12 protein-coding genes are annotated in these 12,503 nt (G+C 73.8%); 11 read left to right on the top strand and 1 reads right to left on the bottom strand.

Features of this window, described 5'->3' with window-relative positions; translation table 11 throughout:
- The first annotated feature begins 14 nt into the window (after positions 1 to 14).
- Positions 15 to 1,664: an acyl-CoA dehydrogenase family protein gene (locus ACH4SE_RS24490; protein WP_398545600.1), complete on the top strand. Its 1,650-nt coding sequence runs from the start codon at positions 15 to 17 to the stop codon at positions 1,662 to 1,664.
- A 75-nt stretch (positions 1,665 to 1,739) separates the two neighbouring features.
- On the opposite strand, the gene ACH4SE_RS24495 is transcribed toward ACH4SE_RS24490, so the two are convergent.
- Positions 1,740 to 2,621, bottom strand: a complete 882-nt coding sequence (locus tag ACH4SE_RS24495) for a helix-turn-helix transcriptional regulator (RefSeq protein ID WP_398545601.1) — start codon at positions 2,619 to 2,621, stop codon at positions 1,740 to 1,742.
- 112 nt (positions 2,622 to 2,733) lie between these two features.
- Here ACH4SE_RS24495 and ACH4SE_RS24500 point away from each other — a divergent pair, with 112 nt between their 5' ends.
- The 10 genes from ACH4SE_RS24500 (at position 2,734) to ACH4SE_RS24545 (ending at position 12,467) form a co-directional block, all read left to right on the top strand.
- Positions 2,734 to 3,651, top strand: a complete 918-nt coding sequence (locus tag ACH4SE_RS24500; RefSeq protein WP_398545602.1) for an alpha/beta hydrolase — start codon at positions 2,734 to 2,736, stop codon at positions 3,649 to 3,651.
- 251 nt (positions 3,652 to 3,902) lie between these two features.
- Positions 3,903 to 5,186, top strand: a complete 1,284-nt coding sequence (locus tag ACH4SE_RS24505; protein WP_398545603.1) for a GAF domain-containing protein — start codon at positions 3,903 to 3,905, stop codon at positions 5,184 to 5,186.
- 173 nt (positions 5,187 to 5,359) lie between these two features.
- Complete coding sequence (locus ACH4SE_RS24510) at positions 5,360 to 5,443, top strand: putative leader peptide (protein ID WP_322899662.1); 84 nt, start codon at positions 5,360 to 5,362, stop codon at positions 5,441 to 5,443.
- A gap of 158 nt (positions 5,444 to 5,601) precedes the next feature.
- Complete coding sequence (locus tag ACH4SE_RS24515) at positions 5,602 to 7,326, top strand: nitrite/sulfite reductase (RefSeq protein ID WP_398545604.1); 1,725 nt, start codon at positions 5,602 to 5,604, stop codon at positions 7,324 to 7,326.
- Entirely contained in the window at positions 7,323 to 7,505 is a 183-nt protein-coding gene (locus tag ACH4SE_RS24520) for a hypothetical protein (protein ID WP_398545605.1), read from the top strand. Before ACH4SE_RS24515 ends, ACH4SE_RS24520 begins: the two co-directional genes overlap by 4 nt.
- Complete coding sequence (locus ACH4SE_RS24525; protein ID WP_398545606.1) at positions 7,502 to 8,209, top strand: phosphoadenylyl-sulfate reductase; 708 nt, start codon at positions 7,502 to 7,504, stop codon at positions 8,207 to 8,209. The genes ACH4SE_RS24520 and ACH4SE_RS24525 overlap by 4 nt, the downstream gene beginning before the upstream one ends.
- A gap of 23 nt (positions 8,210 to 8,232) precedes the next feature.
- Entirely contained in the window at positions 8,233 to 8,772 is a 540-nt protein-coding gene (gene cysC / locus ACH4SE_RS24530; RefSeq protein WP_398545607.1) for an adenylyl-sulfate kinase, read from the top strand.
- Positions 8,769 to 9,704 carry a sulfate adenylyltransferase subunit CysD gene (gene cysD, locus ACH4SE_RS24535; RefSeq protein ID WP_398545608.1) on the top strand — a complete coding sequence of 312 codons (936 nt, stop codon included), beginning with the start codon at positions 8,769 to 8,771 and terminating at the stop codon, positions 9,702 to 9,704. Before cysC ends, cysD begins: the two co-directional genes overlap by 4 nt.
- A gap of 2 nt (positions 9,705 to 9,706) precedes the next feature.
- On the top strand, positions 9,707 to 11,059 hold the full coding sequence (locus ACH4SE_RS24540; protein WP_398545609.1) for a sulfate adenylyltransferase subunit 1: 1,353 nt from the start codon (positions 9,707 to 9,709) through the stop codon (positions 11,057 to 11,059).
- Positions 11,060 to 11,315: 256 nt separating this feature from the next.
- On the top strand, positions 11,316 to 12,467 hold the full coding sequence (locus tag ACH4SE_RS24545) for an aliphatic sulfonate ABC transporter substrate-binding protein (protein ID WP_398545610.1): 1,152 nt from the start codon (positions 11,316 to 11,318) through the stop codon (positions 12,465 to 12,467).
- The last annotated feature ends 36 nt before the right edge of the window (positions 12,468 to 12,503 follow it).

The following is a 12,503-nucleotide window of genomic DNA, read 5'->3' on the forward strand; positions in this document are numbered from 1 at the left end:
TTACGTTAGCTGGCATGACTGCTGTCACCCACACGGTCGTGAACCAGGCTCCGCCCCTGGTCGGCCACGACGTATACAGCACCGACACCGCGCTGACCGAGGCCGTCGCCCGCCATGCGGACCCGGCCCTGCTCGCGGAGGTCACCGGGGAACTCGTCCGGCTCGGTGAGGCCGCCGGTTCCGCCCAGGCGCAGCGGTGGGGCGAGGAGGCCAACACCTATCCCCCCGTGCTGCGCACCCACGACCGCTACGGCAACCGCATCGACGAGGTCGACTTCCACCCCTCCTGGCACCGGCTGCTCGGGCACGCGATCACCGCGGGCCTGACCGACGCCTGGTCGCGGCCGGACGGGCACCTGCGGCGGGCGGCAGGCTTCCTGGTGTGGTCGCAGGTCGAGGCCGGGCACGGCTGCCCGGTGTCGATGACGCACGCCGCGGTGCCCGCGCTGCGGGCCGATCCGGCGCTGGCGGCCGAGTGGGAGCCGCGGCTGGGCTCGCGCTCCTACGACCCGCGGCTGGTGGCGCCCGGGGAGAAGCCGGGGGCGCTGTTCGGGATGGGCATGACCGAGAAGCAGGGCGGCTCGGACGTGCGGGCCAACACCACCCGGGCGGTGCCGCTCGCCGAGCCCGGGACGTACGCGCTGACCGGGCACAAGTGGTTCTGCTCGGCACCGATGTCGGACGGCTTCCTGGTGCTGGCGCAGGCGGCCTCGCCCGGCGGGGGCGGGCTCACCTGCTTCCTGGTGCCGCGCGTGCTGCCGGACGGGACGCGGAACGTCTTCGCGATCCAGCGGCTGAAGGACAAGCTGGGCAACCGCTCCAACGCCTCCGCCGAGGTCGAGTTCCGCGACACCTGGGCCCGGCGGGTCGGCGAGGAGGGCCGCGGGGTCGCGACGATCATCGGGATGGTCGCGGCGACCCGGCTGGACTGCGCGCTCGGCTCGGCGGCGCTCATGCGGCAGGCCGTCGCGCAGGCCGTGCACCACGCCACCTACCGGGAGGCCTTCGGCGGTCCGCTCATCGGCAAGCCGCTCATGCGCAACGTGCTCGCCGACATGGCGCTGGAGTCGGAGGCCGCGACGGCGGCGGTCATGCGGCTCGCGGCGGCTTACGACGCGGACACCGAGCAGGAGCGGCACCTGCGGCGGCTCGGGGTGGCCGTGACGAAGTTCTGGGTGACCAAGCGCTGCCCGGTGGTCGCGGCCGAGGCGCTGGAGTGCCTGGGCGGCAACGGCTACGTGGAGGAGTCCGGGATGCCGCGGATCTTCCGGGAGTCGCCGCTGAACTCGGTGTGGGAGGGCTCGGGGAACGTCCAGGCGCTGGACGTGCTGCGGGTGCTGGGGCGCGAGCCGCTCGCCGTCGAGGCGTTCCTGACCGAGGTGGGGCGCGCGCGGGGCGCCGACCACCGGCTGGACGCGGCCGTGAAGGACCTGCTGTCGGAGCTGGGCGACCTGGAGGGTGTGGAGGCGCGCGCCCGCCGGGTCGTGGAGCGGATGGCGCTGGTCCTCCAGGGCTCGCTGCTGGTGCGGTACGCCCCTCCCGCGGTGGCCGACGCCTTCTGCGCCTCCCGGCTGGGCGGCGAGTGGGGCTCGACCTTCGGCACCCTGCCCTCGGGCCTCGACCTGGGACCGGTGCTGGAGCGGGCGGCGCCGGTGGCGGGGTGAGCGCGGCGTCGCGGGCGGGGCGGGGCGCGGCCTCGCGGGCGGGCCCCCGGCGGTGGCTGCGCCGCGCCCCGGACGCTACGGCGCCGCCACCGCCGGGGGCCCGCCACGGTGGCTGCGGTGCGCGGTGGCCGGGCCGAGGACGCCGAGCAGGGCGAGCGCGTCCACGCCCGGCGAGCCGGGCGGCGGCGTGAAGACCAGCAGCCGCTGGTCCTGCGACGGCGTGAACAGCACCTCGTAGTCGAAGGCGATCGGCCCGATCTCGGGGTGCAGCACCCGCATCCGGCTGCGCTGCCTCACCGCGACCTCGTGCGCGTCCCACAGCTCGCGGAACTCCGCGCTCGCCTCCCGCAGCCGGGCGACCAGCGCCGCCGACACCGCGTCGCCGCCCCGGCGGGCGACGGCCGCGCGCAGGTCGGCCACCATCTCCCGGCTGTGCGGGGCGTGCTCCTCGGGCGGAAAGCCCGCGCGCACGGCCGGGTCGGTGAACCAGCGCCAGGGGATGTTGCGCTCCCCCTCGGCGACCGTGCACACGCAGCCGAACAGCGCCTCGGCCAGCGCGTTCATCGCCAGCAGGTCCCCCAGGTCGCCGACGAGCTGCGCCGGGGTCTGCGTCATGTGGTCCAGCAGGTAGCGCAGGCTGGGGCGTACGTGCAGGCCGGTGGACTGCCGCAGCGGCGGCGGGTGGCCCGCGAGCAGGTAGAGGTGGTCGCGCTCGTCGGTGGTCAGGCGCAGCGCACGGGCCAGCGACCCGAGGATCTGCGTCGAGGGCTGCGGGCCGCGGGCCTGTTCGAGCCGCATCACGTAATCCGCGGACATGCCCGCGAGCTGGGCGACCTCCTCGCGGCGCAGCCCGGGGGTGCGCCGGTGCCGGCCGACCGGCAGGTCGGCCTCCTCGGGCCGCAGCCGGTTGCGCGACCGGCGCAGGAAGTCGGCGAGCTGCTCGCGGTCCATCTGCATGTCCCCATCATGCAGCGCCGGACGGCGGGTGCGGCCGGGGGTGCCTAGGACGGCCCGTCCTAGGCGAAGCGCTCCGATTTTCCTTCCGGCGGGGCGGCGGCACGGTGGGGGCATGACACAGACACAGATCAGGAACCTCCAGGACATGCTGCGCGACCGCCCCGCCCTGGACCCGGACCAGAGCCTCGCCGACCAGCGGGCGTTCTTCGAGCAGGTCACCTCGACCGCGGTGCTCCCCGCGGGCACCGCCACCGCGGAGGGCCGGCTCGGCGGCGTGCCGGTCGTGCACACCACGCACCCGGAGACGGAGGACGGCCCGGACGCGCCGGCCGTGCTGTACCTGCACGGCGGCGGCTTCGTCGTCGGCTCGGCCCGCTCGGGCACCGCGCTCGCCGCGGGCCTGGCCTCCCGGGCCCGCGGCCGCGGGGTGTCGGTGGACTACCGGCTGGCGCCCGAGCACCCCTTCCCGGCAGCGGTGGAGGACACCCTCGCCGTCTACCGCGCCCTGCTGGACGGGGGCACGGCGCCCTCCCGGATCGCCTTCGCGGGCGACTCGGCGGGCGGCGGGCTCGCGGTCCAGGCCCTGGTGGCCGCCCGGGACGCCGGGCTGCCGCTGCCCGCGGCCGCGGTGGTCTTCTCCCCCTGGTACGACCTGACGCTGTCCGGTGCCTCGATCACCTCGCGGGCGGCCGACGACCCGATCCTGACCGCGCACATGCTGCGCCGCTACGCCGCCGACTACCTGGGCACGGCGGCCGGCACGCGGCCGGCGACCGACGACCTGCTGGGGCTGCCGCCGCTGCTGGTGCAGGCCGGCTCGCACGAGATCGTGCTGGACGACGCGGTGGCCCTGGCCGCGCGCGCGGCGGCCGACGACGTGCCGGTGGAGCTGGAGGTGACCGCCGGGGCGACGCACGTCTTCCAGCGGTTCGCCGGCTCGGGTCTGCTCGACGAGGCCGACGCGGCGCTGGACTCCGCGGGCGCGTTCCTGCGCCGCGCCCTCTCCCCCGTCCTCGCCGCTGCGGCGTGACGGCCGGCGGCCCTTCGCGGGCAGCCGCGCCGCGGCGTACCGGGGGGGGGAGCCCGCGGCGCCAGGGGCCGGGGGTGGCGCCGCGCCGACTCGGCACCACCCCCGAAGGTGACGCGGCGTCACTGTCCGCCGGTAAGCGCTCCCAGTGCAACCGTTGCACACCGTTGCACCAAACCCCGGCGGCCCGGGGCCGTACCCGGGCACCATGGGCAGCGGGAGCTGCGGGGACATCGGGGCGGGACGGAGGCGGCGTGGCAGACCGGCCGATCGGCTACGGGCGGCTCGACGGGACGGACCTGACGAGGTCACCGCACCTGCTGGCGTCGGTACGGGCGGCCACGCTCGCCGGGGACACCCCGCCCGAGTCGCCGCGCGCGGTCATCGGGGCGTCCTGGGCGCGCACCCTGGACCACGGGGTGGATCCGGACGTGGGGCGCCACAACGGGCTGCTGGCCGCCGAGGAGATCGAGCACCGCCGTCAGGGCAGCCCGCTGGGCGAGGTGCTGCCGGTGCTGGCCGACGGTCTGGTGTCGGTCGCGGACGCGGCCTGGCACATCATGGTCGTCGCCGACACCGAGGGCCGGGTGCTGTGGCGCGACGGCAGTGTCGCGGTGCGCCGCAGCGCGGACCGGCTGGGCTTCGCCGAGGGCGCCTCCTGGTCGGAGGAGACCGTCGGCACCAACGCGATCGGCACCGCGCTCGTCACGCGCAGGCCGCTCCAGGTGCATTCCGCCGAGCACTTCGTGCGCACCCACCACGGCTGGACGTGCGCGGCCGCGCCCCTGCACGACCCGCGCGACGGGCGGCTGATGGGCGTGGTGGACGTGAGCGGGCCCGCCTCGACCGTGCACCCGGCGACGCTGACGCTGGTGTCGGCGGTCGCCCGCGTCGCCGAGGGCGAGCTGCGCAGGCGGCACTGGGCGGCGGTGGAGCGGCTGCGGTCGGTCGCGGCGCCGCTGCTCGCGGGGATCGGCGGCCGCGCGGTGGTCGTGGACCGCAACGGCTGGACGGCGGCGGCGACCGGGATCGCCCCGGCCGAGCGGATCACCCTGCCCGCCACCGTGGCCGCGGGGCGGGTGTGGCTGCCGCCGCTGGGGCTGTGCGGGATCGAGCCGCTGCCGGGCGGCTGGCTGGTGCGCGTCGGCGAGGAGGAGCCGGCGCCCGCGGCGAGCCGGGTGGTGGTGGACGTGAGCGGCCCGGCGTCCTGGAGCGTGACGGTGGCGGGCCCGGCGGGCAGCTGGGAGCTGCCGCTCAGTCCCCGGCATGCGGAGCTGCTGTACGTCCTGGCGGTGCGCCGGGCGGGGCGGACGGCGGCGGAGCTGGCCGGCGACCTGTTCGGGGACCCGACCCGTACGGTGACGGTACGGGCCGAGATGTCGCGGTTGCGGCGCACGCTCGCGGGGGTGCTGGCGCACCGCCCGTACCGCTTCGCGGAGGAGGTGGAGGTCGAGCTGGTGCGCCCGCGCCGGGCGGCCGACCTGCTGCCGCACTCGGTGGCGCCCGCGGTGCTGGCGGACCGCGTCCCGCGCGGCTGAGCCGCGGCCGCACCCGGTAGCGTCCTGCTGCTCACCGGCCCGCGCCCCACCTGCTCCTCCCCGGCACCGGCGAGGACGTGACGCGCGCCACAGTTTGCCACATAGTGAGATGATGACGTCCACATAATGGATGACGGTGGACTCTCCCGAGACGTGCGTGCCACGCTTCCGTCATGTCTCGCACTGGAATCGCCTTGGTGGGTCGGCCGCACGTCGACTTCTGCCGCGTTTCCAGCGCCATCTGTCCGGCGGGCTGACCGCACAGCTGCACCGCTCCGCCATCCCCGCCGTCGTGGATGCGCGGGAGTCCCCTGTGTCCGCGGTCGTCGTACCACCGCTCTGCGTTTCCCCAGGCCACAGGGTACTTCCGCGCCGTCAACGACCGTATTCGAGCCTGCCAGAAGGACGCATCGCCATGGCATCCAGCCCCGCCGACAGCCCGCAGCCGCCCGCCGGGACGCCCAGGACACCCGCCGCGACCCGCCGCCGGACGACGCGGCACCGCGGCGAAGGCCAGTGGGCCAAGGGCCACTTCACTCCGCTCAACGCCAACGAGCAGACGAAGAAGGACGATGACGGTCTCAACGTGCGGACACGCATTGAGACGATCTACGCCACGGCGGGCTTCGACGCGATCGACGGTGCCGACCTGCGCGGACGTATGCGCTGGTACGGCCTCTACACCCAGCGCCGTCCCGGGATCGACGGCGGCCGCACCGCGATCCTGGAGCCCGAGGAGCTGGACGACCGCTACTTCATGATGCGGGTCCGCATCGACGGCGGCCGGCTGACGGTGGCCCAGCTGCGCGTCGTCGGCGAGATCTCGCAGGAGTTCGCGCGCGGCACGGCCGACATCACCGACCGGCAGAACGTGCAGTACCACTGGATCCGCATCGAGGACGTGCCGGAGATCTGGCGCCGGCTGGAGGCCGTCGGCCTCACGACCACCGAGGCCTGCGGCGACACCCCGCGCGCGATGCTCGGCTCCCCCGTGGCCGGCGTCGAGGCGGACGAGATCATCGACGGCACGCCGGCGCTGGAGGCCATCCGCGAGCGCTACATCGGCAGCAAGGAGTTCTCCAACCTGCCGCGGAAGTTCAAGACCGCGATCTCCGGTTCCCGCAAGCTGGACGTGGTGCACGAGATCAACGACGTGTCCTTCGTCGGCGTCGAGCACCCCGAGCACGGCCCGGGCTTCGACCTGTGGGTCGGCGGCGCGCTGTCCACCAACCCGCGGCTGGGCGAGCGGCTCGGCGCGTGGGTGCCGCTGGACGAGGTGCCCGACGTGTGGGCCGGTGTGGTCGGCATCTTCCGCGACTACGGCTACCGCCGGCTGCGCTCCCGCGCACGGCTGAAGTTCCTGCTGGCCGACTGGGGCCCGGAGAAGTTCCGCCAGGTGCTGGAGGACGAGTACCTCCACCGCAAGCTGGTCGACGGCCCGGCGCCGGAGGTCCCGAAGGAGATCTGGCGCGACCACATCGGAGTGCACCGGCAGAAGGACGGCCGCTTCTACGTGGGCTTCGCCCCGCGCGTCGGCCGGGTCGACGGCGCCACCCTCACCAAGATCGCCGACCTGGCGCAGGGCCACGGCTCGGACCGGGTGCGCACCACGACCGACCAGAAGATGATCGTCCTGGACGTCGCCGAGGACCAGGTCGACTCCCTCGTCGCGGGCCTGGAGTCGCTGGACCTCCAGGTGCGCCCGTCGCCCTTCCGGCGCGGCACCCTCGCCTGCACCGGCATCGAGTTCTGCAAGCTCGCCATCGTCGAGACCAAGGCGCGCGGCGCCGCGCTCATCGACGAACTGGAGCGCCGCCTGCCCGACTTCGACGAGCCGGTCAACATCAACATCAACGGCTGCCCGAACTCCTGCGCCCGCATCCAGACGGCCGACATCGGCCTGAAGGGCCAGCTGGTCACCGGGCCGGACGGCGAGCAGACCGAGGGCTTCCAGGTGCACCTGGGCGGCAGCCTCGGCCTGACCGCGGGCTTCGGCCGCAAGGTGCGCGGCCTGAAGGTCACCGCGGCCGAACTGCCGGACTACGTCGAGCGGGTGCTCACGCGCTTCCAGGCCGAGCGCACCGACGGCGAGCGGTTCGCCCAGTGGGCGGCGCGCGCGTCCGAGGAGGCGCTGTCGTGAGCGAGCGTGCCGCCCCCTTCTACTGCCCCTACTGCGGCGACGAGGACCTGCGCCCCTCCGAGGAGGGCGGCCACGGTGCCTGGGAATGCCGGGCGTGCGCCCGCGCATTCAAGCTGTCGTTCCTCGGGCTGCTGGCCAGGAGGCCGGCCGCCGGTTCCCCGCAGGGAGGCGCTTCGTGACCACCGCATCTTCGTACACGGCCGAGCAGTTGCAGCAGCTGGCCGAGCAGGCCGGCCGCGACCTGGAGGACGCGTCCGCGCTCGACGTGCTGCGCTGGGCCGCCGAGACCTTCGGGCCGCGGCTGTGCGTGACGTCGTCGATGGAGGACGCCGTCGTGGCGCACCTCGCCTCGCGCGCGCTGCCCGGCATCGACGTGGTCTTCCTCGACACCGGCTACCACTTCGAGGAGACCATCGGCACCCGCGACGCGGTCGCGGCGGTCATGGACGTCAACGTCATCACCGTCACGCCCGAGCAGACGGTCGCCGAGCAGGACGCGCAGTACGGCCCCAGGCTGCACGACCGCGACCCCGACCTGTGCTGCGCGCTGCGCAAGATCGCCCCGCTGGAGCGCTCGCTGGCCGGCTACGACGCGTGGGCGACCGGCCTGCGCAGGGACGAGTCGCCGACCCGGGCGAACACCCCGGTCGTCAGCTGGGACGCCAAGCGGCAGAAGGTCAAGATCGCCCCGATCGCCCGCTGGACGCAGGACGACGTCGAGGCCTACGTGGCCGAGCACGGGGTGCTCACCAACCCGCTGCTGACGGACGGCTACGCCTCCGTCGGCTGCGCGCCCTGCACCCGGCGGGTGCTGGAGGGCGAGGACGCAAGGGCCGGGCGCTGGGCGGCGTTCGGCAAGACCGAGTGCGGGATACACCAGTGACGGCGACTCAGCAGGAGGCTTCGATGACGACGGGTGCCACCGTCTGGCTCACCGGCCTGCCGAGCGCCGGCAAGACCACGATCGCCCGCGCGCTCGCCGGGCGGCTGCGCGCGGACGGCCGCCGCGTCGAGGTGCTGGACGGCGACGAGATCCGCGAGTTCCTGTCCGCGGGCCTGGGGTTCGGCCGCGAGGACCGGCACACCAACGTGCAGCGGATCGGCTTCGTCGCCGAACTGCTCGCCTCCCACGGGGTGCTGGTGCTGGTGCCGGTCATCGCGCCGTACGCCGACAGCCGCGAGGCCGTGCGCAAGCGCCACCAGGCGCGGGGCACCGGCTTCGTGGAGGTGCACGTGGCCACTCCGGTCGACGTGTGCTCGGTCCGCGACGTGAAGGGCCTCTACGCCCGGCAGGCCGCGGGCGAGCTGACCGGGCTGACCGGGGTGGACGACCCCTACGAAGTGCCGGAGGCCCCCGACCTCCGGATCGAGACGCAGGACAGCACCGTCGAGGAGTCCGCCGCAGCGGTGCACGCGCTGCTCGCCGAGAGGGGCCTGACGACATGAGCACGACCACGACGCACGCCGAGCAGCGCGACAGCCCGTACGCGCTGACGCACCTGGACGCGCTGGAGTCCGAGGCCGTCCACATCATCCGCGAGGTCGCGGGCGAGTTCGAGCGGCCGGTGATCCTCTTCTCCGGCGGCAAGGACTCGATCGTCATGCTGCACCTGGCGCTCAAGGCGTTCACCCCCGCGCCGGTGCCGTTCTCGCTGCTGCACGTCGACACCGGGCACAACTTCCCGGAGGTGCTGGAGCTGCGCGACCGCACGGTCGCCGAGCACTCCCTGCGGCTGTACGTCGCCAAGGTGCAGGACTACATCGACGACGGGCGGCTGCGTGAGCGCCCCGACGGGCTGCGCAACCCGCTCCAGACCGTGCCACTGACCGAGGCCATCGCCGGGCACCGCTTCGACGCGGTCTTCGGCGGCGGGCGGCGCGACGAGGAGAAGGCCCGCGCCAAGGAGCGGGTGTTCTCGCTGCGCGACGAGTTCTCCCAGTGGGACCCGCGCCGCCAGCGCCCCGAGCTGTGGCAGCTCTACAACGGCCGGCACGCGCCGGGCGAGCACGTGCGCGTCTTCCCGCTGTCCAACTGGACCGAGCTGGACGTGTGGCAGTACATCGCGCGGGAGAAGATCGAGCTGCCCGCGATCTACTTCGCGCACGAGCGCGAGGTCTTCCGCCGCAACGGGATGTGGCTGACCGCCGGCGAGTGGGGCGGCCCGAAGGCGACCGAGCCGGTCGAGACCAGGACGGTCCGCTACCGCACGGTCGGCGACATGTCCTGCACGGGCGCGGTCGACTCGGCCGCGACCACGCTGGACGCGGTGATCACCGAGATCGCCGCCTCCCGGCTGACCGAACGGGGTGCCACCCGCGCCGACGACAAGATGTCGGAGGCGGCGATGGAGGACCGCAAGCGCGAGGGGTACTTCTAGACATGAGCGTCTCCACCAGTCCGCTGACGGCCGAGCAGCTGTCGGCGACCACGCTGCTGCGGTTCGCCACCGCCGGGTCCGTCGACGACGGCAAGTCCACCCTGGTCGGCCGGCTGTTGCACGACTCCAAGTCGGTGCTCAGCGACCAGCTCGAAGCCGTCGAGCGGGCCTCGCAGGGCCGCGGCCAGGAGGCCCCGGACCTGGCGCTGCTCACCGACGGCCTGCGGGCCGAGCGGGAGCAGGGCATCACCATCGACGTGGCCTACCGCTACTTCGCCACCGCGCGCCGCCGCTTCATCCTGGCCGACACTCCGGGCCACGTGCAGTACACCCGCAACATGGTCACCGGCGCCTCGACCGCGGAACTCGCGGTGGTGCTCGTCGACGCGCGCAACGGTGTGGTGGAGCAGACCCGCCGGCACGCCGCCGTGGCCGCGCTGCTGCGGGTGCCGCACGTGGTGCTCGCGGTCAACAAGATGGACCTGGTCGACTTCGCCGAGCCGGTCTTCGCCGCCATCGCCGAGGAGTTCACCTCCTACGCCGCCTCGCTCGGGGTGCCGGAGATCACCGCGATCCCGATCTCCGCGCTGGCGGGCGACAACGTCGTGGAGCCGTCGGCGAACATGGACTGGTACGGCGGCCCGACGGTGCTGGAGCACCTGGAGACCGTTCCGGTCAGCCACGACCTGACGGCCTGCCCGGCGCGCTTCCCGGTGCAGTACGTGATCCGGCCGCAGTCCGCCGAGCACCCGGACTACCGCGGCTACGCGGGCCAGATCGCCTCCGGCATGCTGCGCGTCGGCGAGCCGGTGACCGTGCTGCCCTCGGGGCGTACGACGACGATCTCCGGTATCGACGCGCTCGGCGTGGGCGTGGACACCGCGTGGGCACCGCAGTCGGTGACGGTGCGGCTCGCCGACGACCTCGACGTCTCGCGCGGCGACATGATCGCCCCGACCGCGTCCGCGCCCGAGGTCACCCAGGACGTCCGGGCGACGGTGTGCCACCTGCACGAGCGCCCGCTGCGGATCGGCGAGCGGGTGCTGCTCAAGCACGGCACGCGGACGGTCAAGGCGATCGTCAAGGCCATCCCCTACCGGATCGACCTGTCGCACGGGCTCGCCCACGACAACGACCCGGCGGCGCTCGAGGTCAACGACATCGGCGCGGTGCGGCTGCGCACCGCCGAGCCGCTGCCCGTCGACGCCTACGCGGAGGCCCGGCTCACCGGCGCCTTCCTGCTGATCGACCCCGCGGACGGGACGACGCTGACCGCCGGCATGGCGGGCGAGGCGTTCGCGGAGCCCCCGGCGGCCGCGGGCGCGGCGGCCGGGGACGAGGGCTGGGACTTCTGATCATGGCTCAGGAAGCCTTCTCGGGATTCGCGAAGGAGGGCGGGCGCGTCGGCAGCGGCTCGCTCGGCTCGGGTACGGGCGGGGTCGCGCGATGTGCGGGCTGATCCGCACGACGGCGGTCCACGGCATGCCCGTGGCCGCCGGCGCACGCCCCGTGCGCGCTCCGCGCGCCCCGATGCACCGCTTTCGAAGACCTGACGAGCCTCCGGCCGCGCCCTAGCGCGCGACACGCCGGGCCAGACGAGAGGACACACCCGTGTCTGCGCACCTCCGACCCGCGTCCCGCCCCACCGCCCGCCGCCACAGACTCATCGCCGTGGCCGCCGCCCTCCCGCTGTTCCTCGGCTCGCTTGCCGCGTGCGGCTACGGCTCCGACAACGCGTCGGACGACGACAACTCCTCGCCGGCCGCCGCGGCGTCCGGCAGCACCACCGCGGCCAAGCTCTCCGCCGACCAGGTGAAGATCGGCTACTTCCCGAACCTGACGCACGCCACCGCGCTGGTCGGGCTCAAGGAGGGCTTCTTCCAGCAGGAGCTGGGCGGCACCAAGATCAAGGAAGCCACCTTCAACGCGGGCCCGGCCGAGATCGAGGCGCTCAACGCCGGCTCGATCGACATCGGCTGGATCGGCCCCTCCCCGTCGATCAACGGCTACACCAAGTCCGGCGGCAAGAACCTGAAGATCGTCGCGGGTTCGGCGTCCGGCGGCGTCAAGCTGGTGGTCAACCCCAAGAAGATCAAGACCCTGGCCGACGTCAAGGGCAAGAGGATCGCCACCCCCCAGCTCGGCAACACCCAGGACGTGGCGCTGCTGAACTGGATATCCACGCAGGGCTGGAAGGTCGACGCGCAGTCCGGCAAGGGTGACGTGTCGGTGGTGCGCACCGACAACAAGATCACCCCGGACGCGTACCGGAACGGCTCCATCGACGGTGCGTGGGTGCCGGAGCCCACCGCGTCGAAGCTCGTCAACGAGGGCGCCAAGGTGCTGCTCGACGAGAGCACGCTCTGGCCGGACAAGGCGTTCGTGATCACCAACGTGATCGTGTCCCAGAAGTTCCTGACCGCGCACCCGGACGTGGTGGAGGCGGTGCTGCGCGGCTCGGTGAAGACCAACGCGTGGATCAAGGCCAATGCGGACAAGGCCAAGGCGGACGCCAACGCCGAGCTGGAGAAGCTGACGCAGAAGGCGCTGCCGGCGAACATCCTCGACCCGGCCTGGGCGTCGATCCAGGTGACGGACGACCCGCTGGCCGCGACCGCCAAGGCCGAGGCCGACCACGCGGTCGCCGCGGGCCTGCTGGACAAGCCGGAGCTGAAGGGCATCTACGACCTGACGCTGCTCAACAAGGTGCTCAAGGCCGCAGGACAGCCCGCGGTGAGCGCGGCCGGCCTCGGCAGCGAGTGACGGGCCACGGGTCCGCGTGACAACCGAACCGAGAAT

The organism is Streptomyces sp. NPDC020983 (assembly GCF_044333485.1).
In the GTDB taxonomy this organism is placed as follows: domain Bacteria; phylum Actinomycetota; class Actinomycetes; order Streptomycetales; family Streptomycetaceae; genus Actinacidiphila.

Excerpts from the sequence above, each read along its gene's own strand:
- ACH4SE_RS24490 (WP_398545600.1), top strand. The coding sequence starts at position 15 with ATGACTGCTGTCACCCACACGGTCGTGAACCAGGCTCCGCCCCTGGTC.
- ACH4SE_RS24495 (WP_398545601.1), bottom strand. The coding sequence starts at position 2,621 with ATGCAGATGGACCGCGAGCAGCTCGCCGACTTCCTGCGCCGGTCGCGC.
- ACH4SE_RS24500 (WP_398545602.1), top strand. The coding sequence starts at position 2,734 with ATGACACAGACACAGATCAGGAACCTCCAGGACATGCTGCGCGACCGC.
- ACH4SE_RS24510 (WP_322899662.1), top strand. The coding sequence starts at position 5,360 with ATGTCTCGCACTGGAATCGCCTTGGTGGGTCGGCCGCACGTCGACTTC.
- ACH4SE_RS24515 (WP_398545604.1), top strand. The coding sequence starts at position 5,602 with ATGGCATCCAGCCCCGCCGACAGCCCGCAGCCGCCCGCCGGGACGCCC.
- cysC (WP_398545607.1), top strand. The coding sequence starts at position 8,233 with ATGACGACGGGTGCCACCGTCTGGCTCACCGGCCTGCCGAGCGCCGGC.
- cysD (WP_398545608.1), top strand. The coding sequence starts at position 8,769 with ATGAGCACGACCACGACGCACGCCGAGCAGCGCGACAGCCCGTACGCG.
- ACH4SE_RS24540 (WP_398545609.1), top strand. The coding sequence starts at position 9,707 with ATGAGCGTCTCCACCAGTCCGCTGACGGCCGAGCAGCTGTCGGCGACC.